At 53.4% G+C, this 20,727-nt stretch carries 17 protein-coding genes, 1 tRNA gene and 2 pseudogenes; 10 read left to right on the forward strand and 10 right to left on the reverse strand.

All coding sequences use genetic code 11. The features are described 5' to 3' along the window. Positions 1–1,167, reverse strand: a 1,167-nt coding sequence (locus tag JCM12308_RS22930; RefSeq protein ID WP_244272000.1) for a M10 family metallopeptidase, incomplete at its 3' end; no start/stop codon positions are given. A 591-nt stretch (positions 1,168–1,758) separates the two neighbouring features. Between JCM12308_RS22930 and JCM12308_RS22935 the strand changes: the two genes are divergently transcribed. After that, entirely contained in the window at positions 1,759–2,016 is a 258-nt protein-coding gene (locus JCM12308_RS22935) for a hypothetical protein (RefSeq protein WP_014286677.1), read from the forward strand. Positions 2,017–2,126: 110 nt separating this feature from the next. Here the strand turns inward: JCM12308_RS22935 and JCM12308_RS30870 are convergent, their stop codons facing one another. The 4 genes and pseudogenes from JCM12308_RS30870 to JCM12308_RS31850 form a co-directional block, all read right to left on the reverse strand. Continuing rightward, positions 2,127–2,408, reverse strand: a complete 282-nt coding sequence (locus tag JCM12308_RS30870) for a hypothetical protein (RefSeq protein ID WP_208978877.1) — start codon at positions 2,406–2,408, stop codon at positions 2,127–2,129. Further along, entirely contained in the window at positions 2,405–3,565 is a 1,161-nt protein-coding gene (locus JCM12308_RS22940) for an MFS transporter (protein ID WP_208978878.1), read from the reverse strand. Before JCM12308_RS22940 ends, JCM12308_RS30870 begins: the two co-directional genes overlap by 4 nt. 482 nt (positions 3,566–4,047) lie before the next feature. Further along, the gene (locus JCM12308_RS22945) at positions 4,048–4,803 is read right to left on the reverse strand and encodes an SIMPL domain-containing protein (RefSeq protein WP_054785195.1); all 756 of its coding nucleotides are present in this window, start codon (positions 4,801–4,803) and stop codon (positions 4,048–4,050) included. Between the two features lie 125 nt (positions 4,804–4,928). Then, positions 4,929–6,013: pseudogene (locus tag JCM12308_RS31850) on the reverse strand (AI-2E family transporter). 205 nt (positions 6,014–6,218) lie between these two features. On the opposite strand from JCM12308_RS31850, the gene JCM12308_RS22955 reads away from it, so the two are divergent. The 6 genes from JCM12308_RS22955 to JCM12308_RS22980 all read left to right on the forward strand — a co-directional run bounded on the left by JCM12308_RS22955 (position 6,219) and on the right by JCM12308_RS22980 (position 11,143). After that, a tRNA-Ile gene (locus JCM12308_RS22955) sits at positions 6,219–6,295 on the forward strand. A gap of 345 nt (positions 6,296–6,640) precedes the next feature. Beyond that, positions 6,641–7,108: a curli assembly protein CsgF gene (locus tag JCM12308_RS22960; RefSeq protein WP_208608798.1), complete on the forward strand. Its 468-nt coding sequence runs from the start codon at positions 6,641–6,643 to the stop codon at positions 7,106–7,108. Positions 7,109–7,123: 15 nt separating this feature from the next. Next, on the forward strand, positions 7,124–8,074 hold the full coding sequence (locus tag JCM12308_RS22965; protein WP_014286672.1) for a CsgG/HfaB family protein: 951 nt from the start codon (positions 7,124–7,126) through the stop codon (positions 8,072–8,074). A 251-nt stretch (positions 8,075–8,325) separates the two neighbouring features. After that, on the forward strand, positions 8,326–9,858 hold the full coding sequence (locus JCM12308_RS22970) for a curlin repeat-containing protein (protein ID WP_054785196.1): 1,533 nt from the start codon (positions 8,326–8,328) through the stop codon (positions 9,856–9,858). Positions 9,859–9,975: 117 nt separating this feature from the next. Next, complete coding sequence (locus JCM12308_RS22975; protein ID WP_054785197.1) at positions 9,976–10,500, forward strand: curlin repeat-containing protein; 525 nt, start codon at positions 9,976–9,978, stop codon at positions 10,498–10,500. A 40-nt stretch (positions 10,501–10,540) separates the two neighbouring features. Beyond that, positions 10,541–11,143, forward strand: a complete 603-nt coding sequence (locus JCM12308_RS22980; RefSeq protein WP_054785198.1) for a hypothetical protein — start codon at positions 10,541–10,543, stop codon at positions 11,141–11,143. Between the two features lie 35 nt (positions 11,144–11,178). Here the strand turns inward: JCM12308_RS22980 and JCM12308_RS22985 are convergent, their stop codons facing one another. After that, positions 11,179–12,072, reverse strand: coding sequence for a glucosamine kinase nucleotide-binding domain-containing protein (locus JCM12308_RS22985; RefSeq protein ID WP_208978879.1), 894 nt, complete (start codon positions 12,070–12,072; stop codon positions 11,179–11,181). A gap of 149 nt (positions 12,073–12,221) precedes the next feature. Here JCM12308_RS22985 and JCM12308_RS22990 point away from each other — a divergent pair, with 149 nt between their 5' ends. Then, the gene (locus tag JCM12308_RS22990) at positions 12,222–12,764 is read left to right on the forward strand and encodes a GNAT family N-acetyltransferase (RefSeq protein ID WP_054785200.1); all 543 of its coding nucleotides are present in this window, start codon (positions 12,222–12,224) and stop codon (positions 12,762–12,764) included. Positions 12,765–12,904: 140 nt separating this feature from the next. Here the strand turns inward: JCM12308_RS22990 and arsH are convergent, their stop codons facing one another. The 4 genes from arsH to JCM12308_RS23010 all read right to left on the reverse strand — a co-directional run bounded on the left by arsH (position 12,905) and on the right by JCM12308_RS23010 (position 15,327). Then, the gene (gene arsH, locus JCM12308_RS22995) at positions 12,905–13,630 is read right to left on the reverse strand and encodes an arsenical resistance protein ArsH (RefSeq protein WP_054785201.1); all 726 of its coding nucleotides are present in this window, start codon (positions 13,628–13,630) and stop codon (positions 12,905–12,907) included. A 3-nt stretch (positions 13,631–13,633) separates the two neighbouring features. Beyond that, positions 13,634–14,044 carry an arsenate reductase (glutaredoxin) gene (gene arsC, locus JCM12308_RS23000; protein WP_054785202.1) on the reverse strand — a complete coding sequence of 137 codons (411 nt, stop codon included), beginning with the start codon at positions 14,042–14,044 and terminating at the stop codon, positions 13,634–13,636. Between the two features lie 22 nt (positions 14,045–14,066). After that, positions 14,067–14,429 (reverse strand): ArsR/SmtB family transcription factor, encoded by a 363-nt coding sequence (locus tag JCM12308_RS23005; RefSeq protein ID WP_197432686.1) that lies wholly within the window; start codon positions 14,427–14,429, stop codon positions 14,067–14,069. Between the two features lie 166 nt (positions 14,430–14,595). Beyond that, complete coding sequence (locus JCM12308_RS23010; RefSeq protein ID WP_054785203.1) at positions 14,596–15,327, reverse strand: pirin family protein; 732 nt, start codon at positions 15,325–15,327, stop codon at positions 14,596–14,598. Positions 15,328–15,706: 379 nt separating this feature from the next. On the opposite strand from JCM12308_RS23010, the gene JCM12308_RS23015 reads away from it, so the two are divergent. Beyond that, entirely contained in the window at positions 15,707–16,954 is a 1,248-nt protein-coding gene (locus JCM12308_RS23015; protein ID WP_054785204.1) for an exonuclease SbcCD subunit D, read from the forward strand. Then, positions 16,954–20,702, forward strand: a pseudogene (locus JCM12308_RS23020) (AAA family ATPase). Before JCM12308_RS23015 ends, JCM12308_RS23020 begins: the two are co-directional and overlap by 1 nt. Positions 20,703–20,727 lie beyond the last annotated feature (25 nt).

Genomic DNA, 20,727 nt, shown 5'->3' on the forward strand with positions numbered 1-20,727 from the left:
CCCAACGCCACCATTCAGTCTATTGTTAGCGATATTTCCGATGATAGTGTCGTTTCCATCGCCACCGACTGCGTTTTCAATTAGTGATCTAGAGTCTCCTTCGTAAAGAAGTGCATTAAACACGTTCGCACGGGCATAGTTGCCATCTCCAAGGTAAGCTTGCTGATTTTCAGAAAATAATGACCAGCTACCGGGGGATAGGTCTACATTTATCCCTGTGTTATAGTTGGAGAAATCATAAGTATCTTCGCCATTACCATCCCAGATTGTTCTGAAAATTCGGTTGTCTCCAGGTGTGCCCTGACCGACGCCATTAACAAACATTTCTCCCGTGATGCTAGAGAAGGTGTAGGTTGTATCGCCGCTATTAGTCTCATAATTGGCACCATACATTTCTTGAATGGCAGCTATGTCATACATCATCAAACTTTGAGCATAACCATAATCTTCGTTAGAATAGCCGCCATCTAATGGATCATTTATGTATGAGCGATATGTCATGATCGAGAATTCCATGGAATCTCGGTTTGGATCCATAGCTTTGCCAGGAATTGGTTCGTCTGGAGGGGAGTCACGGTCTACTTCATGACCATGTGCGAGACCAAGGCTATGGCCAGTTTCATGTATGAGAGTATGCCAAGTATAGCTACCTATTTGGGGGGCGTGGTCATATATATTAGCATTGTACCATTGATTGACATCGTTGCCAGCGGGCAACTCACTTGAAGCCGTTGGAGTTACAGCACTATTTGTTGTTCCCGCGATAACGATATTTGCTTGTTCATTTGAGTTAACCTTGGTGAAGGTAATCTGAGCAATGGCCTCAAAGCCGTCAAATACTTCTCGCATTGCGGTTTGCTGTAGGTTGCCAAAGGAAACTAAGTTGTTTCTCGCAGCAATGTCATCAAGTGACATATGGCTTTGAAAATCAAATGAATTTTGAGGGAAGCTATATGAGATTTCGGTGTGCCAAGGTGTTAATGAATCGGGATCATACCATACTCCACCGGAGATCAGACCATCTATGTTGTTGTCGCCTGTTACACCAGTAAAGTAATACCCCCTCGAATTTGAGGCTTTGGGGCTCCCAAGTGTACCCTCAGGAATTTCGCTAGAAAAATTGTCTGGTAAAAAATTAGATTGATAGTCTAACGTTGCGGAGCTCATGGATAGACCCTAATTGCTATTAGAAGGCGGAATTTAGATAAACGAGTTGGGGGAACAAGCTTGATTAGCGAATACGCTGAGAGGATTTGTACTCAAAGCGAACCAGCTTTACATCTTTCAAGTGATATCTGTTGATTTGTAGTTGTTTTAAACATGCATTGTATACACTCGTAAGAATAGAGAAACTTAGATTCTATTAGATTTTATATATTAGATTATTGCTATGTTCGAGCATTTTCAGACTAAAAGTAATTAGTTTCAGTGCTTTATCCATTCGAAGGGTAAATCAGTAGATATTAAGTAAGTTAATTGATTAATTTGCCTAATCTATCGATGCCTCCAAAATGTGCGGTGCCGATTTTTCGACATAAATGATTAAGTATTTTCAACTTTTAATTGCGTTAAACTTTTTTATGAACTTGCTAGTTTTTTAACTAATAGTTTTAAAAGCGAAACTTTCGCATCCTCTCAATCTTCCATTTTAGCTTTGGTGTAAAAATAAGGCTCGTCTGCACAACATCTGAGAGATAAGTGCGATCAATAAAAGATGCCAAGTTTACTCAGTTGATGATTTTACGGTGGAGCAGGGATATGGAGCCGGAAGATTTTCGTCGTGAGCTGGATGGGTTGCGGGCTGCTGTGGAGCGGAAGCCGGGGCGGGGATGGGTGATTGTGGCTTCGATTGTCACGACGCTGCTGGTTCTTGTGGTGATTGTCGCGATTATGATGTTTGTGATGATGAGCCGCATGCATAATGTTGGGTGGGGCGGTCACGGGCCTGACAGATATTTTGATCAGCCATTGCGGCAGCCGCCTGCGCCGCCACCGGGGCAGCCGTTGCCTCGGTAAACCCTGATGGACGTCCTTTGATTTGAGCACCGGCCGGTGCCTATGACGCTGGCGGATCGTGGCCGGGGTTGTCTCCGCATTTGCGGCACATGCTGTCTCTCCTCTCGAGCTTAGGTCATCTTTGGCATTTTGAACGCTGCGATGGCGGCAAGGCTGGAGATGAGTGCCATGATGAGGAAGACGAGTGGGCCGGACGAAGCTGCATTTTCCAATGTGATCAGATCTTCCGCACCGGGGATGGAGAAGCCGGTGAGGCCTGCAAGAAGGCCAGCCAAGGCCGCGCCGATCGCCATGCCTGCGGATTGCAGCGGACCGATGAAGCCAGAGGCTCTGTCGCGCTCATCATCCTGCTCCGCGTAGATAATTGCCTTCTTGAGGAACTGGCTGCTCATGCCAAATCCTGCTCCGGCAAAGATGGAGGAGACGAGGAAAATCCAGAGAGACATGGCGGAAAGAGCCACATGGTGAGCAGTGAACCTGCGATGATGCTCAGGGTTCCCACACGGATCAGATAGGTCTGTACGTGGGGTGTTTGCACGCGCGCGACGATCCATGCTGCGGCTGTCCAACTGAAAGCCGTGATGGCCATGGCGTAAGAGGCCTGCGTGACGGTGAGGCCCCAGAGAACCTGCCCCATGGCTGTGCCGTAGACAACGCGGGCGGCGCTGGAGATGGAGAGCAGAAGTGTGACCCACATGCCAAGGCCGATGATGCCGTTGAACCGGAATGCACTGCGCGGAATGAACGGTGCGCTGCTTTTCTTATCCCAACTGACGGCCATGAACAGCAGGGCTACGCCGACGACCAGTGCCAGTGAGATGTGTCTGAGGTCGCGCAGCTCGCCCACATAGGCGATCAACAGCACGGCCACTGCGAGCAAGGAGAGGCGCGGGATGATGTTCTTTTTGCCTGTGCCAGCGGATGTCTCTGTCTTCTCCCTCGTGGTCGCGGGAATGACGGTGATTGCGAGTATCAGCAGGAGCAAAGCGAGCGGCAAGTTTGCATAGAACACAGCACGCCAGGACCAGCTGTCGGTCAGCATTCCGGCGGTGAGGGGGCCAATGCCTGCGGAAACAGCCCAGACACCTGAGAGGAGTGCAAAGACGGAGGAAACGGCGGTTTTGGGATAAAGGTCAGAAATCAGAGTGTAGCAGAGAGAGACGATCATGCCTTCGCCAAGGCCCTGAAGCATTCTGCCAAGCAGCAGGTGTTCCAGCGAGTTGGCTGCCCCCGCAACAAAGGAGCCGGCGAGGAATGACAATGCAGCGGCGATGAAGAGTGGGCGAGCACCAATGTTGGCTTTCAGGGATCCTGTGACGGTGCCAGCCAGAATGGAGCCGATCTGAAACAGGCTGAGCACCCAAAAGGCGCGCTGCTGGCCGCCAAGATCACGGATGATATCTGGCATGATGGCGGAGGACAGGAAGCTGTTCATGCTGGCAGAGCCAACGCCGAGGATCATAATGAGGGACGCCAACCAGCGACCATCCATCGTCAGGTTCTTTAAGGGAGATAAAGGAACAGATTGTGCGGGATTGGATATGGTCACGAGTATCACCTATTTAGAAATATATCTCTTTCTTAATTTGTGGGATTTAATAAGTAAAGTATTTTCTTATTAAATGGAGAGGCCTGTTAAGACCGGCAGAAATCGATTCCGCATAAATTGGCCCCGCATAAATTGGCGGATTGTTCCTTTTGTTTCGTGGGCTTAGCCTTTCCTTAGCACGGGGAGGCCCTTTTTTCGGTAAACATCAGGGCAAATCGAGAGGCGTGGTTTGGTGCGGGCATATGGCGGTGTTCTGCACATAGTCATGCTTGTTTTATGACTTGTCAAAACTGCCGGATTTGGGGTGGTACGCAGCCTGGGAAAGTGGAGGTCGCTTTTCCTGCTGCTGATGAGCGTGGTGTTGCCAAGTGTAGCATGGCGCTTTTCTTGTTGCACCAGTTTGGCTGACAGGAAATGCCGGGCTGGAAAAAGAAAACCCCCGCGGGGCGCGGGGTTTTGAAGGTGGTGTTGGAGGCTCGTGTTTATTGCACAAGCTCATATGTTATTGTCACAGATGACGAGAGGGTTTCTTGCCCTGCTGCAATTGGAGGGGCGCTGTCCATTTTTGCAGCTCTCATCGCCATCATTTCCGGATATGGGCTTGGGTTGTATCCAGCTTCGGAAATGCTCAGGACCTTGCCGAGTGTGACACCAGCAGCTTTTGCGTAGGTTTCGGCCTTGGTGCGGGCATCCTTCACTGCGCTTTCCCGCGCTTCATCAATGTATTTCTCAGGATTGGACACGCCGAACTGGATCTGGCCCACATCGTTGGAGCCATTCTGTACCAGCATGTCCAGTGTTGTGCCGAGTTTGGTGATGTCTTTCAGATTGATGCGGATGCCGTTTTGTACGCGGTATCCAACAATCTCAGGGGCTTTGCGCTCACCGTTGTTGAGACGACGGTTGTCGTAGATCGGGGAGATATCAAAGCCCGTGGTCTGGATGTCTTTTTTGTCGATGCCAGCGTCTTCAACATCCTGCAGGATGGCGCGCATGGTGACTGAGTTTTGCTGAAGTGCAGATTTTGCGTCATCGCCCTGCGTGATGACGCGGGAGACCAGCGTCGCCATATCCGGTGCCACGTTGACGGAGCCCTGTCCAGAGATGGTGATCTTGCCGGACTGCTCAGCAGCCTTGGCATTCACACCACTGGAAACAACAAGGGCGGCGGCAACAAGACCGGCAACGGCCAGCGCGCTCATGCTTGGAAGACGCAATTTCTTCTGTTTGTTCTGCATTAAAAACTCCAATGTCAAAGTCGTTTGGGCTGATGCAAGATCAGGGGGCCTGACTGTCATTCTTGATCAGCCGAATATCGAGAAATGCAATTAGAAGTTACAATTGCGGCGGCTCTCGGGCGTGATCATGTCAATTCACGGGTTTGATTTTGATGATCAAGAATAATTGGATCACCCACGTTTCCATCTCCCGACAGCAGGATTGCAATGGGGCGGGAAGACGGGAATTGAGCGCAAATGATGATGGCGAGCACGACAAGCGGCACGCACAGCACCATTCCAATTACACCCCATAATGCGCCCCAAAAGCTCAAAGAGATCATAATAACGAGGGGTGAAATGTTAAGTTGTGTGCCCATCAGACGTGGTTCCACCAGATTGCCAAGAATGAACTGAACTGCTCCGAGGCCCAATGTAATGGCGATAAATGGTGTGAGGGTGTCGAAGTAAACCAGTGACAGCAGGCTTGGGAAGATGACTGCGATCAGAGAACCGATGGTCGGGATGTAGTTGAGCAGGAAGCAATGAAGCCGAAGAGCGCTGCATAGGGCAGGCCTGCCCAGGATGTGATGGCATAGGTGAGGAAGCCGGTGATGATGCTGACGCCGGTTTTGATGCCCATATAATGACGCATGCGGCGGCCAATCTCTCCACGAATGGCAAACGCCAGCTGTACACGGTCGGAATCTTCGAAGAGCGCGGCCAGTTTCTTGTCGAATGTGGCGGCTTCAAAAATCATGAAGAGCACGTAGATGAAGACCAGTGAGCTGGAACCGGCAAGGCTGGTGAGGACCGATGCTCCAGTGCTGAGGGCGGCGCTGAGAGAGAAGTTGGGCAGGATATCTGACAGCTGGAGCGGCTTTTCCATGTTCAGCTGATTGGCCAGCTTGAGCAGCAGTTCATCCAGCCGACCCTGATATGTTGGGGCGTCGAATGCCAATTGCTGCAGGTTGACTGAGACGATGTTGAACAGGATGCCGACGACATAAAAGATCGCGAACAGGGCCAGCAAAATGGTGAGAGGGCGCGGCAAGTAGGTGCCGATCACCGGCAGATGTCGCAGGGCGGAGGACATTGAGTTGATGATGTACCAAAGCACCAATGCGATAATCAGGGGGATGATGAGGGAGCGCCCTATAAAGAGTAACCAGCCAATAACGACAAGGAGAAAGAGGGAGGCGGTGAACTTTATGAGGGGCTGGCGCATCATGCACTCCAAGGGGGTAGGCTGTCGGTGGCGTGTTGAGTTTTCACATATTCTCTTAAAATCAGGTATTTATAAAGCATTGTGATGAATCCTCTGTTGATCTGACGGGGAAAAGACACATCCCCAAGTTTCAACAGGATCTGCCGGACTCCCGGCTTTAAACAATTTACTCCACGGCGGTTGTTGGTGTAGAACCTGTCCTCGGTAAGGGCCTGTAGCTCAACTGGTTAGAGCCGTCCGCTCATAACGGACTGGTTGGGGGTTCAAGTCCCTCCGGGCCTACCACCTCTCCCTATCTTCTTTGTTTCTCTTTAAAACTCGCTGTTGTGGTGCAGGTTGCATCTTGTGGTGGAGTGCATTTTGCCTGCCTGCTGTAATTATTTGGGCGCTATTAGAATTGATAATAATGCCACCATGAATTCATGGGTGATATATTCTATCAATAATCCCTTAGGTGAAATTAGTTCATAGTAATTACTTGGTTCTTACCTTGTTAAAAGAAACTAATACCTCGATATGTCGAGAGATGACACAATAGTAATCCCCTAATATACCAAAGCTACATCGATACAACTGACACTTTCTTTCTCAGAAATTTATCGTGAAGTCCTCGTTAGATTAGGGGTTGCTATGAGACTAACATCTGCTCTCGGGCTTATGCTGGGGTGTGCCCTCAGCGTGGGCTCTTCTCACGCACAACAACTTATTTATCAGCCGACTAATCCAAGCTTTGGCGGATATGCGGCCAACACAACGCACCTGTTTGCAACAGCCAACGCGCAGAAAACGGCGACTGTTGGGGGAAGCAACAAGTATGGGTCCGGTTCTGGCAGTGGGGCGGACGGTTCCGGCAGCAGCCTTGCCGACCTGTTTGTTCGCCAGTTGCAGAACCGTTTGATTTATGCGCTGGCGGATCAGGTTTCCCAGGCGATCTTTGGTGATGATCCAAAGGACAGCGGCACCGTTAGTTTTGGCGACCAGAAAGTTTCATTTGTTCGCGGTTCAGATTCCATTCAACTGCAGATTATTGACGAAAGCACAGGCGCGATTACCGATATTACGGTTCCGGTTCTGCAGACTGATACTCCTATAAATTAATGCCAGGTTATTGATATGATGAAGAAATCCATTGTGGTTGCCATGGCGTTGTCGTTGTCTGCTTGCGGGCCGGTAACACGCATGGCTTTTAGTCCCGGACCTCAACTTGCGACGGTGTCTGTTCAGGCCAGCAAGTTGAAAAAGCTGCCTCCTCCGAAAGAGCCCGTCTATGCTGCGGTTTACAGCTATCAGGATCTAACGGGGCAATATAAGCCCTCTGATAAAGTGCAGACCCTGTCGCGTTCTGTGACGCAAGGGGCGGACACCATGTTGGTTCGTGCTTTGCAGGATGCGGGGGATCGCAAGTGGTTCCGTGTGGTTGAGAGGGGCAATCTGGATGCCTTGCTGAAGGAACGCCAGATCGTCACGCAGATCCGTAAGATCTATCTGGGTGAAGACAAGGTGGACCCGAAGGTTCTGCCGCCGCTGCTTTACGCTGGCGTTTTGTTTGAGGGCGGCGTTGTTGGGTATGACAGCAACACCCGAACAGGCGGTGCCGGGGCTCGTTATCTGGGCATTGGTGGCAATGCGGACTACCGGCAGGATGATGTGACCGTATCGCTGCGTGCTGTGAGCACGCGGACCGGTGAAGTCATGGCCAACGTGATGGTTCAGAAGTCTGTGGTCTCTGTTGGCCTGAAGGGCGGTGCGTTCCGCTACATCGCTTTGGATGAAATTTTAGAAGCTGAAGCTGGGATCACCAAGAACGAGCCTGTGACACTGGCTGTTCAGCAGGCCATCGAGAAGGCGGTTTATGCCATCGTGATGGAAGGTGCCCGCGTTGGAGCCTGGAGTTTTGAGAACCCGGCGCAAGCCAATGCTTTGTATCAGGAATACACATCGGAGAAGGCACAGGTCACTCAGCGTGTAAAGGTTAAAAAGGCACGCCCCCCATCGAATATGGGTCCTTACAGAGGCAGTGTTCCACTGGCACGGTCAAACCTGTGGGCGAATAAGAAATCTTAGGATGTTGCGAAATGTTCAGCAGTTCTAGAACAGCATCCAACTTTTTTCTCCTGCACTCCAACATCTCTAACTCATTGAAAATAAGAGGCTATGAGAATTGGTGGCAAGAGATCTCGGTTACCGTAAAAACGGTAATAGAGGGTGTGCGACCTCGCTAAAACTCACACACCCTCATGTCGCAACGGAGCAAATTTTGATTGGTTGCAATCACCTTTGCTCACCCGAACTATTATAGGTGAAGGTTCGAAATTATGAAGCAAATTCTTATTTTGTCTTGTTCGGCTTTAGCACTTTCAGTCGCTGCCGCACATGCAGGAGACGGCAATGCCTCCCAGCTGCAGCAGGTCAATCTTGGCGGCGATGGCAACACCGGTGTTGTTACCCAGATTGGCAGTGACAACCAGTCTATTGTTATTCAGACAAACTCATCTGGTAGTACTGGCAACAGCGCCACTGTTTTGCAAACTGGTGATGGCAACATTGCCGGTGGCTGGAACCCAGCTCATCTTGCTGGTGAACTGAGACAAGATGGTGGTGGCAACAGCCTTTCTGTTGACCAGGACACCGAGCAGATGGTCAGGAACGTGTTGCAGCAGGGTGATAACAACACACTGACGATTAAGCAGCGTGCAACCGCAGTACCAACTCGCAATCCAAATCATCGCGTTTGGAATGTGACGCAGGATGGGGTTGCGGGTGCAACAACTGCACAGAACGAACTGGATATCGATCAGCGTGGCAACACCAATGTTGTTGCAACTGTTTATCAGGAAAACACGTCTGGTGCGGGTGCTGTGAACACAGCCGAAATTCGTCAGCGCGGTGCCTATAATGGCTCCAACATCAATGGTGTACCACCGGATCCACAGTCAGGTTCACATGGTGCGACGCTGAAGCAAACTGGTTCTGGCAACGATACCTACGCTTTCCAAGCGGGCTCAAACAACAACTTCTGGCTTGAGTCAATCGGTGACAACAATGTTGTCGAGTTGACGCAGGACGGCGGGTCTAACGGTTCTTATGCGAAGTCTGTCATCGAAGGCAATATGAACAATGCCGTCTACTTCCAGACAGGTGACTCGCAGGATGCTGATGTTGCTGTGACAGGCGATAACTTCATGATCAGAACCAAGCAGTCTGGTGCTGATAACGGCATTGACTATGCTGGCATTGGTACTGATGGCCGTGTTTCCATCCACCAGATCGGTGCTGGTAACACTGCAACTGCAAACTCTAAAGGCGATGACCAGTACATCGCGCTTAAACAGCGTGGTGACAACAACTCCATTAGTATTGCAGGCTTGAATGGTCCTAACAAAAATAAGTTCTACGTGCTGCAGAAAACGAATGGTAGCACTGTGAGCGTTGGTACCGTTGAAGGCAGCTTCAACCGTCTGCAGTTCATCCAGAAGGGTGGCGATAACAACCAGATCATCTGGGGTGACGTTTACGGTGATCAGAACAAAGTGTTCTTCACTCAAAACGGTGCTGGCAACATCATCGAAGGTAACATCGGTAATCTGAGTGATCCTTCTACCAGCAACAACAACCGCCTGCAGGTTGCTCAGATTGGTGATGATAACAAAACCCTGGCTGTGATCATGGGTAATAACAACAACGCTCAGGTTGGTCAGAAGGGTAACATGAACTCTGCTGATGTTAGCCAGACTGGTGACAATAACTCTGCGACCATCATGCAGGGTGCTGCCAACGTGAACCTGCCAACAATCATGACTGACAACTCGGTTCCATTCCAGACACTGGATGGTTCTTCTACCTGGTAAGTCATAGAGCCCCGGCCTAAGGGCCGGGGTCTTTTCAGTTTTAGTGACTGAATCCAGAAAAAATAGAAAACGCTGTGATGTGATGGAAGTGGCTTAGTCCACTTCCGGAGCATTGTCATGTTGGGTCGATCTGTTGGTTTTCTTGGTTTTTGGGGTGCCCTGTTGATCGGGCTTTCCTGGAGTGCCGCGCAGGAACTGGCGGTTATTCCTCAGGTGAATGTAACTGGTTACCCGCAGGACAATCAGAGTTTTCGATTTCTGGAAGAAAAGAGCGCAAAGGTGTTTACCGGCAATATTCCGCAGGTGACGGAGTACGGTGGCAACACCATCAGTCTTCGTGGTCTTGAAGAAAGTTTTGCCAGTTTGATTGTACCAGTAGAGCCCTCAACGATTAGCGGTGTGCCGAACTCACCGGTCGCCGGACAAGGGCTCATCATCGGAACGGAGAACACGGTGCTTTATGAAGCGCAGGGAACCGGGAATGGTTTTGGTTTCATTCAATACGGGTACGGCAACTCGCTTTCCGGCAGAGTTTATGGCCACGACAACAATGCGCTGGTGGGGCAGTTTGGGAGCAACAACCGGGCGCTCTTCAATCAGTTCGGGAATGGAAATTCTCTGAATATTATGCAGGGGCAATAGCCTTAGGTGGGCTCATCGCTCCGATTTTCGGGTGATGGATATGTATAGAAATTTCGTAGGAATGATGCTGTCTGCCTTGCTGATGCCGTGTGCGGCGTTTGCGGGTGACGGGAACTCGGCGCTTATCCGGCAGGTGGGTGACAGTCACAAGGTTCAAGTGACACAGAATGCCAATAATACTGAGGCAACCGTTCTGCAGGGCGGTGATACCTTGAGCGCAGGCCTTGGGCAGCATGGTTTGAGGGGGACATGGCTTGTTGGCAAGATTTTTGGTGCCTCGAAGGATCAGCTGGATACGGCGGATGACATAGCAGCGCTTGCTGTGCGCAACAGCTTTCTTGCGCCCAATGGCGGCGGTGTTGGGAATGACGCCACAGTGGTGATCTCGGGTGATAACTCAACGGGCAATCTGTTCCAGACTGGTGATGGCAATCAGGGCTCCGTGGAGGTTTCCGGCAACAACTCCAAAGGTACCTTATGGCAACACGGTAACAACAATGAAGCTGGGCTTGCTGTGACGAGCAATGGAACCAATGTGCTTTACACTCAGCGCGGAAATGGGCTCAAGACTGCGGATACTGGTGCTGGCAACACGTTGACGGTTCATGCGCCGGGCAACACGGTGATGGTGCATCAGCAGTAGAAGCTGAGAGCCAGTTTGGGTTTGTTTCCTGAGGCTCAGGTGTTCAGCGCGTTTTCCCGTTCGGCCATAGCTAGTGCGCCGCGCAGGGCGTCGTTTTTGGCAGGCACGATGAACTGCTTCAGGTCTGGCGGGAGGAATGCGTCGTAGGCGTGGCTGAGGCCGCCGAGAAGGGCGATGGGGAGTTTGCCGTCATCACTCAAGAGGCGCAGAGCTGAGGCCACGTAGGTGGTGCCTTCTTCGACAATGTCGAGGGCAAGGCTGCTCTGCTGTTTGGCGTAAATGAGGATGATGGGCATGAACTCGCCGAAGTCCTTCGGCTTTGCTGTGCGGGCGAACTCAGAAAGCTTGCGCGGGTCATCGTCAAACTGGCGCAGGATGTGTTCTGTCAACGGGCAGAGTTTGCGCAGGCCGTCGTGGGCGAGCAGGGCTTCTTCCAGTGCGCGTTCGCCCATTTTGGCGCCGCTGCCCTGATCCCCGCAGTGAAAGCCCCAGCCGCCGAGGTAGTAGTGCTTTTCGCCTTTGCGGGCCATGAAGTTGGAGCCGGTGCCGAGAATACCGATGACGCCGTCTTCGGACCCGTGCGCACCTTCCAGAGCGATCAGGCTGTCGGAGACGACCTGAACTGCGGCGAAGGGCAGGTTTTCGGCAAGGCCGACGGGGTCGTTGTGGGCGTTGGCGCCGGCGAGACCCAGTACGGCGAAGGTGTGCTGCAGGGCGTCTTCCGTGAGGCCCGCATCTTCACAGGCTTCTTTTGCAGCGTGGAGGATGGAGCTGAGGCTTTGGGTCGGATCGCTGTAGATGTTGGCTGACCCTGCTTTGCCACGGCCCAGCAAGCGTCCGTCGGCCGTCGCGATTGCTGCACGACATGTGGAGCCGCCGCCATCAACACCCAGAATGTAATCCATGAGGTTTGCCTCTGTTCGTTCCAATCCCTGTGCTGTGTATGGCAGCAGGTGTTTAATGCATGGTTGAGGCCTGTCAGTTTTAGCGGCAGTGGTCCCGGCTAGATGCAGAGATTTAAGTTGCTAATCTGCATAAGTCCTGATCTCTTTGCATAAGTCATTGAGAAGGAATTACAGTGAGCGGACCAAACATTCATATTTTAAGAGAGGATGAAGTTGATCGCAGGCGTGAGGCTGGCCTTGTGACCCTGCTGGATCAATGTTTTCCTGGTTTTTTTGAAGGTCGGACTTTCTTCAAGCAGCTTCCTCATTTCAGGCTGATTGCTGAAGAACACGATGAAATCATTGGTCAGGCCGGGGTTGATCACCGGATGATTAAAGTTGGAGACCAAAGCCTGCGGGTTTTCGGGATGATCGACGTATGTGTTGCTGAAGCGCACCGTAATCGCGGTATCGCAGGGGCTATGCTGCAAAAAGCAGAGGAGCTGGCCAAGCGGGCGGACGTCGACTTTATGGTGCTGATTGCGGATAAAGGCGGGTTGTACCTGAAACACGGGTTCCGCCATGTTTCTCCCGCTCCAGGCAAATGGCTAGCCATTCATGAGTTGGCCAGCATCATGCTGCTTGAAAAAGATTTACCTGAGTATTTTATGATTAAGCCCGTCGGCGACAAAACGTGGGCTGAGGGGCAGATCGATATGATGGGCTATCTATTCTAAGTGCTTTCCTGAGAAAACTGCCAACACCATTCGAGCGCGGCAAAAGCCGTTTGCGCTGCGTTTTGTTCAGGCAAACGGCTTTTGGGAAATGTTCGTTCTGGTGGCATGCTCTTTGAAGGAGCATGCCACCATGACCGGTCTTACTTCGTGTTTACACGAGCAGAGAGTTCTTCGGCGGTTTCTTTTCGCTCAGAGTATCTGTCGGTGAGGTAGTCGGCGTGGCCGCGGGTGAGGTGGGTGAACTTCATGAGTTCTTCCATGACATCCACCACCCGGTCATAGAGAGAGGACGGCTTCATGCGGTCGTTCTCGTCAAACTCCAGAAACGCTTTTGGAATGGATGACTGGTTTGGAATGGTGACCATACGCATCCAGCGGCCCAGCACGCGCATCTGATTGACGGCGTTGAAGCTTTGAGAGCCGCCACTGACCTGCATCAGCGCCAGAGTCTTGCCTTGTGTCGGGCGGACTGCGCCGACGGAAAGGGGCACCCAATCGATCATGGTTTTCATGATGCCGGTCATGGCGCCGTGGCGTTCTGGTGAGCACCAGACCTGACCCTCGGACCACATCATCAGCTCGCGCAGTTCCTGCACCTTGGGGTGGTCCGGTTCTGCATCATCAGCCAGTGGCAGGCCGCTTGGGTTGAAGATGCGGGTTTCGGCGCCAAGCTGCTCCAGAATGCGTTGAGCTTCTTGTACCGCGAGGCGAGAGAAGGAGCGTTTGCGCAAAGAACCGTAGAGCAGCAGGATGCGCGGGGCATGGTCCGGCGCATCGTTCTTGCGCAGGGTGCCGGATTGGATCGGGTGGAAGCTGTCAGCCTCCACCTCTGGCAGGTCAGTCAAATCAATCGGGGTCTCAGACACGGCTTAACCCTTTGCCGGAATGACGATTTCGCCATCTTCTTTGGTGAAGGCACCGATCTGTTCCTCATCGAGAATTTCCAGCAGCACTTCAGATGGGCGGCAGAGGCGGGTGCCTTTGTCGGTGACGACGAATGGGCGGTTCATGAGGATTGGGTGTTCCTCAATGAAGTCGATCAGCTGGGTATCGGTCCACTTTTCATCGTCCAGGTCGAGTTCCTCATAGGGCGTGCCTTTTTTGCGCAGGATTTCACGCACGGTCAGGCCGCTGTCCTTGATCAGCTTTTCCAGCGTTTCGCGGGAAGGTGGGGTTTTGAGGTACTCGATAACCTCCGGCTCGGTGCCTGCCTGCTTGAGCATGGCGAGGGTGTTGCGGGAGGTGCCGCATTTTGGGTTGTGGTAGATGATCGGGTTCATTTGGTCTCTCCGATGGGGTCGGTCAACGACAGGGAAACGGGTTGAAGTCCAGACACATTGTCGGATCGCCGCTGCAGCAATCCTCGGTCAGAAAACGAAGCAGGCCGCGCATGGTGTGCGGGGCAATGGCATAGCGCACCACGCGGCCTTCGCGCTGGGCGGTGAGCAAACCGGCGCGTTCAAGCGTTGCGAGATGGAAGGACATGCGGGTGGGGGCGATGGAAAGGTCTTTGGCAATCTGCCCGGATGGAAGACCGTTTGGCATGGCTGTCAGGATGAGGCGGAACGCGGCCAGCCTGTCCTTGTGGGCCAGAGCGGCGAGCGCTGCAACGGCGTCATCTTCCTGCAGATTTGTGGGGGCATCACCTGTAGAATTCTCAGTCATGCGAATATACTACAAATATCCTTGTAGTATTGCAAGGTGAGTCTTCAGCGGAGAAAGAGGATAAGGGGAGGGAGGCTTTTTGTTATTGAGGAGTGCCTCCCTCCCTTTGTGCCAATGCCAACCTGTCAGGCATTGGCTGGTTCAGATGGGGGATGTGCTGTTTTGCTTAGCGGCGTGGGGAGAGGTGGAAGAGCACCACTTCTGCGTTCTCGCCGTTGGTCAGCTCCAGTGTGCCGTTGCCTTCAGCTTCAATGGCATCGCCGTCTTTCAGCGTTTCACCGTTGATTTGCACCTCACCGCGGGCCACGTGCACGTAGACGACGCGTTCGTCGGCCAGTTCAAAGCGGATGGTGTCATTGCTGTTCAGCTTGCCGGAGTAGACGTCTGCTGCTGCCTCTGTGCGGATGGAGCCGTCGCGGCCATCGTGGGAGAGGAAGAGCTGCAAGTTGCCATCGCGGGCGATGTCATCCAGCTCCAGCATTTCATAGCGCGGTGTGGTGTTCTTGCGGTCCGGGATCAGCCAAATCTGCAGCAGGTGGGTTTCATCTGTGCTGGATGGGTTGAACTCGGAGTGCTGCACGCCGGAGCCGGTGCTCATGAACTGGATTCCGCCTTTGCGCACGGTGCTGCCGTTGCCCATGGTGTCCTCGTGGGCCAGAGCGCCTTCCAGCATGTAAGAGAAGATCTCGAAGTTCTCATGGGGGTGCATGGGGAAGCCGCCACCGGCTGCGACCCAGTCATCATTGATGACCCGCAGATTGTGGAAGTTCATGTTATTGCGGTCAAAATAGTTGGCGAAGCTGAAAGAGTGGGCGGATTTCAGCCAGCCTGCATCAACGTGGCCACGGGCTTCGGATGGGCGAACTTTTACTCTTAAATCAGATGCGATCGTAGACATGGGACTCTCCTGATTTCTTAATATTTTCAATGCGGTCGTCTTGCCCTTAAAGATATTCCTCTTCTCAGAATGAACAAGGTAAGCTTTGGTGATTTGATTGTTCACTAATGGTGAACGAAGAGATTCGGGTGGGCTTTGCGGAAGCTGCGAAAAGGGGCTCACAAATTCACGAAAATTACGCGCGGGGAGGTGGGGAAACAGATTCCTGTGAGCTACTTGTGCCAAATCCCCTAAATCTGTGGGTTAGCGCCACGCTTTAAAGACTTCTGTGTAAACCCTATGCCTAATTTGCGGATTGGTTAATGAATCATTTCCGAGTCATGATGCTGCGGTCCTTCAAGTTGACTGTACTCATGGCCCGGAGCGTGGAACAGGTAGTATGGCGTTGAAAATCCTGCACACAGCAGACTGGCATATTGGCCAGAGTCTGAACGGCTGGTCGCGCACCTATGAGCACCAACAGTTCTTCAAGGAGCTTGAAGAACTGATTGAGCGCCATGAGGTGGACGCGCTGGTTGTGGCAGGAGATGTGTTCGACAACCAGAACCCATCCGCAGACGCTACGCAGATGCTTTATGAGGCGCTGGCCCGTTTTCGGGAAAAGCGCCCGCATCTGGTGACTGTGCTGACTGCGGGCAACCATGACCCTGCCGGGCGTGTGGAAGCGCCGGGTGTGCTGTTTCAAAAGATTGGCGTGCAGGCCGTTGGCATGGTGCGCCGACAGGACGGTTTGCTGGATCTTTCCCACCACCTTGTTCCACTCAAAGACAGCGCTGGCGCTGTGAAGGCCTATGTGCTGGCGCTGCCGTTTCCTCGTGCAACAGATCTGCCGGGGCTGAGCTTTTCTTCTTCTGAGGAAGGTTCGCCAGTGGTGCGGGCTGTGGCGGAACTTTATGAGGCGGCGGTTCAGCAGGCTCGTGAGCAGATTGGTGAGATGCCGTTGATCGCGACTGGCCATTTGCATGTGGCAGGTGGTCTGGAATCGGAAGGCGCAGAGCGGCGCATTCTGATTGGCGGTGAGCATGCCATGCCGTGGGAGCAGTTTCCTGATGACCTGACTTATGTGGCTCTTGGGCATTTGCACAAGCCGCAGAAGGTGGGCAAGGAAACCATTCGCTATTCCGGTTCGCCGTTTCCTCTTTCCGTCACTGAGCAGCATTACAAGCACGGCGTTAATCTACTGAGTTTTTCTGATGCCGGTGTGCTTTCCATTGAGCGTCTGGCTTTGAGCCGGCCTGTGCCGTTCCACCGCCTGAAAGGGGATGGTGGCTTGCTGCTGGAAGAGCTGGTGCCTGCGCTGGATGCGCTGGAGTTGGATGGAAATCTGCCCGTTGAACAGCAGCCATTTGTACATGTGGATCTGAGACCACAGGTTTCAGCTGGCGGGCTGAAGGCTGAGGTGGACCAGATTTTGGCAGAGTACCCGGTGCGCAGTGCCGGTGTTTCTGTGCTGCGGCCCAAACAGCAAGAAGTGGTGAGTGCTGAGGCCGAGAGCCTGATCCGCCTTTCTGAAATTCAACCGGATGAGCTTTTCAAATCCGCTTTTGAGCGGGTGCACGGCATGGAGCCGGAAGCCAAGCATCTGGACTATTTTTATCGCGCAATCGCAGAAGCGGAGGTCGAGTAATGCGTATTCTAGCGGTGCGTGGCGAAAACCTTGCCAGTCTGGCAGCTCCGTTTGAGATTGACCTTGAGCAGGAGCCTCTGGATGGGGCTGGTTTATTCGCGATTACCGGAGAAACTGGAGCGGGCAAATCCACCTTGCTGGATGCCTTGTGCCTTGCCCTGTTTGGGCAGTGCCCGCGTTTGAGCGCTGCAGGCAGCAGCGACAGTGTGCCGGATGTTGCCGGTGCAGACCTGAAAGAGACGAACCCACGAACCGTGCTGACCCGTGGTGCGGCCTCTGGCTTTGCCGAGGCGGACTTTATCGGCGCAGATGGAACGGGATATCGCGCGCGCTGGACAGTGCGCCGTGCGCGCAACAAGGCATCTGGCCGCTTGCAGAATGTGGAGCGGTCGCTGGTTCGCATTGAAGACAATGCTGCGGTTGAAAGCGGCATCAAGCAGGTGGATGCGGCTGTCGAGGAACGGCTTGGGCTGACCTATGACCAGTTCAAACGCACGGTTTTGCTGGCGCAGGGCGATTTTGATGCTTTCCTGAAAGCCAATGACAATGAGCGGGCTGCACTGCTTGAAAAAGTGACCGGGACCCAGCGTTATAGAGACATTTCCAAGCAGATCTTCCAGCGATTTTCTGAGGCTAAAGACGCTGTCGGCAAGCTGGAAGAAAAGTCTGATGTGGCCGGTCTTCTGGAAGACGAGGAACGCACCGCGCTTGTTGGTGAGCAGGGTGAGCTAGAAAAGCAGTCTGCCTCCGTTCAATCGGATATGGATGCCATTGCCAAGTCTTTGGGGCACCTGCAAAAGCTGGATGAAGCCAAGACCAAGCTGGCTTCTGCCCATGATGAGTTTGTTGCCCTGAAAGCGCGCCATGAAAACGCGCAGGCCAAGCGGGATCTGAAGGCGCAGTTTGAGCGCATCAAGTCTCTGGAGCCTGTGAACCAGCGCGTGGTGGATGCGGAGCGCGATGTTGCTGGCACGCGTGCGGCTGCTGAAAAAAGCCAGGTGATGCTGGAAGCTGCGCGTACGGATCTGGCTGCCAAGGATGAGCAGGCCAAGCAGGCTGATGCGCTGTTCAATGAGCTGGAAGCTGAGCTGACCAAGCTGACGCCGGAATGGAGTGCTGCTGAGCAGCTGGACACCAAGCTGGGTGAGCTGGAAACGGAAGGCAAGCAGCTGCGTGAACGCTCTGACGCGGCCAATCTGGACGCCAAGCAGGCGGAAGATGCACTGGCGGCGCACACCAAATCTCTTGAAGAGCAGAAAGCCTTGCAGGCCACTGTGAAAGAACAGATGGCACGGCTGAGTGCGACCAAGGTGTTGAAAGAGCGCCGGGACAGTCTGTTTGCTGATCTGGAAGAATATGACCGGGTTCAGATTGCGCTTTCCAAGGATGCTGAACGCCTTGTTGAGATGCGCAAGCGCGAGAACGAGCTCTCTGAGATCCAGAGTAAGCTTTCCGCTGAGCTGGCGCAGTTTGCATCTGATCTTGACGGCTGTGAGAGCGATGTTGCCTCCAAGAAAGGCGAGATTTCCGCGCTTGGGGCCAATGATGCCCGCAAAAGCATGGAGCAGCTTTCTGCCTTCCGTCAGCGGGCTGAGAAACTTCAGGAGACCTCCCGCAACTTCGTGAAGGCCAAGCGGAACAAGCAGGCTGAAAGTGCGACCTGGCAGAAGCTGGTGGACCAGATGGAAGGCCTGCAGGAAGCCAAGGAGAAAGCGACGCAGGAGCTGACGTTTCGCGACGAAGCCCTCGAAAAAGCGCGCGGGCTCTCCACCCTTGCTGAAGCGGCGCAAGGGGATCAGGTAAAGCTGCTGCGCGCCGGATTGGTTGAAGATGCACCTTGCCCGGTTTGTGGCTCTGACGATCACCCCGTAGATACACAGGAGGGCCGGGCTGCGCTGGATGCGCTGTTCGGCGACGTGTTTCTACAGCGCAAGGAAGCGGAAGAAGCTCGCACAGCTGCGCAGCGAAACCTAAGTGATATAGAGCGAAAGCTTGCTGCCTGCGAAGCTTCAAAGAAAAATGCTTTGGAGCAGGCGGAGCGGTTTGAAGCAGAGACGACTGCTCTTGAGGCTGACGCTCAGCAGCAATGGAGTTCGCTTGCAGCTCCGTTCGACCTGTCGTTTGCGCTGGATGCTTTGCTTGATGCACCAGAGTTGCTGGATGCGGTGCTGGCTCAGGTGACGTCCAAAGCCGATGCTTTGCGTGCTGTGCTGGCTCAGGATGACGCACTGCGCAAAGAGCTGGAGCAGTTGGAGGCCAAGCTTCGTGAGCTGCGTGATGCACACAAGAAAGCGACTGGTGATCAGGCCGGAAAAGCTGAAGAGGTTTCTTCCATCAAGGTGGAGCTTTCCGGTGTTGAGGGTCGTCACAACGAGAACTCTGAGGCACGGCTGCGACTGGAGCAGCGGCTTAGCGAAACGCTGCTGGCTGGTGGCATGGTATTCGGGTCCCTTGGTGATGAGTTACCAGCGCTGAAGGCGAGCTTGCAGGAGCGCATCAGCACATGGGAACAACTTGAGCAGCAGGAGGGGACAACTTCTGCCGCGCTGCAATCACTGGAACAGAAGACCAGCGGTTTGAGCGAGCGGCATGGTGGCTTCACTAAGATTGCCGCTGACTTGCTTGGTCAGTTGGAGACGCTTCGGGCGCTGCATCAGGAGCGATTTGCGGAGCGCAAATTGCTGCTGGGTGGCATGGCGACCGGGGCGCATCGGGCTGCATTCACTGAAAAACATAGCAACGCAAAAGAACGCATAAAAAACGCAAGTAACGCACATAGCAACGCAAAGGCCGAATTTGGCCGTGCGGAGGCTGGATTGGCTGCTGCGAAGGATGCTGAGGCGAAGGCTGGCGCTGCGCTAACTGGTTGTATGGAAAGACTAAATGCTGAACTTTCTGGGCTTGGTCTGACCAAAGACGCCTATGACGGTTTGCGAGAGAGGAGCACTCACGAGCTGGAGGCCCTGTTGGCTGAGCTGAAGGCGCTGGATGACGCTTACGTTGCAACGCAAACGGCTGTTTCCACTTGGGAAAAGGAGCTGGCGGCGGTTCAGGCGCAGCCCTTGCCGGATAAGTCGCTGCCGGAGTTATCCTCCCAGCTGGAGGCCACCAAGCAGGCGCTCTCTGAGTTGCAGGTGAAGCGCGGCGTTCTTTCCGAGAAACTGCGTGTGGATGCTGAAGCGCGGGAAAAAGCCCAGCAAATCATGGGCTTGCTGTTGGAGGCAAAGGAAACCGCCAAGACGTGGGGCGCGATTTCTGAGGCGATTGGCTCAGCGGATGGCTCCAAATTCCAGAAGGTGGCGCAGGGTGTTACTCTCGATTTGCTGGTGGAACTTGCGAACAAACAGCTGCATCAGCTCAAACCACGGTACCAGCTGAAACGGGCTGACTTTGGTCTCGGCCTCTTCGTCATCGACCGCGATATGGGCGATACACCTCGCTCCACGCGCTCGCTAAGTGGCGGAGAACGCTTCCTTATTTCGCTCAGCCTCGCTCTGGCGCTGTCTGGTTTGGAGGGGCGTCAGTCGTTCGTTGACACGCTCTTCATCGACGAAGCTTCGGCTCTCTGGACGCAGAAAGTCTTGACCTTGCCATTGATGCGCTGGAGATGTTGCAGGGGCAGGGGAGAAAAGTTGGCGTCATTAGCCACGTGGAAGCGCTGAAGGATCGAATTCCGGTTCAGGTTCAGGTGGTTAGGCAGGGTGCCGGACGCAGCCGTGTGGCGGTAAATGCGCCAGCAGACTGGTGATAAGTCCTGCTGGCTTCTTGTTGTT

The organism is Pseudovibrio denitrificans JCM 12308, from assembly GCF_001310815.1.
Lineage (GTDB): Bacteria > Pseudomonadota > Alphaproteobacteria > Rhizobiales > Stappiaceae > Pseudovibrio > Pseudovibrio denitrificans.

Excerpts from the sequence above, each read along its gene's own strand:
- arsC (WP_054785202.1), bottom strand. The coding sequence starts at position 14,044 with ATGAACCCGATCATCTACCACAACCCAAAATGCGGCACCTCCCGCAAC.
- JCM12308_RS22960 (WP_208608798.1), top strand. The coding sequence starts at position 6,641 with ATGAGACTAACATCTGCTCTCGGGCTTATGCTGGGGTGTGCCCTCAGC.
- JCM12308_RS22935 (WP_014286677.1), top strand. The coding sequence starts at position 1,759 with ATGGAGCCGGAAGATTTTCGTCGTGAGCTGGATGGGTTGCGGGCTGCT.
- JCM12308_RS22980 (WP_054785198.1), top strand. The coding sequence starts at position 10,541 with ATGTATAGAAATTTCGTAGGAATGATGCTGTCTGCCTTGCTGATGCCG.
- JCM12308_RS23010 (WP_054785203.1), bottom strand. The coding sequence starts at position 15,327 with ATGTCTACGATCGCATCTGATTTAAGAGTAAAAGTTCGCCCATCCGAA.
- JCM12308_RS22965 (WP_014286672.1), top strand. The coding sequence starts at position 7,124 with ATGATGAAGAAATCCATTGTGGTTGCCATGGCGTTGTCGTTGTCTGCT.
- JCM12308_RS23005 (WP_197432686.1), bottom strand. The coding sequence starts at position 14,429 with ATGACTGAGAATTCTACAGGTGATGCCCCCACAAATCTGCAGGAAGAT.
- JCM12308_RS22945 (WP_054785195.1), bottom strand. The coding sequence starts at position 4,803 with ATGCAGAACAAACAGAAGAAATTGCGTCTTCCAAGCATGAGCGCGCTG.
- JCM12308_RS22970 (WP_054785196.1), top strand. The coding sequence starts at position 8,326 with ATGAAGCAAATTCTTATTTTGTCTTGTTCGGCTTTAGCACTTTCAGTC.
- JCM12308_RS23015 (WP_054785204.1), top strand. The coding sequence starts at position 15,707 with ATGGCGTTGAAAATCCTGCACACAGCAGACTGGCATATTGGCCAGAGT.
- JCM12308_RS30870 (WP_208978877.1), bottom strand. The coding sequence starts at position 2,408 with ATGAGCAGCCAGTTCCTCAAGAAGGCAATTATCTACGCGGAGCAGGAT.
- JCM12308_RS22975 (WP_054785197.1), top strand. The coding sequence starts at position 9,976 with ATGTTGGGTCGATCTGTTGGTTTTCTTGGTTTTTGGGGTGCCCTGTTG.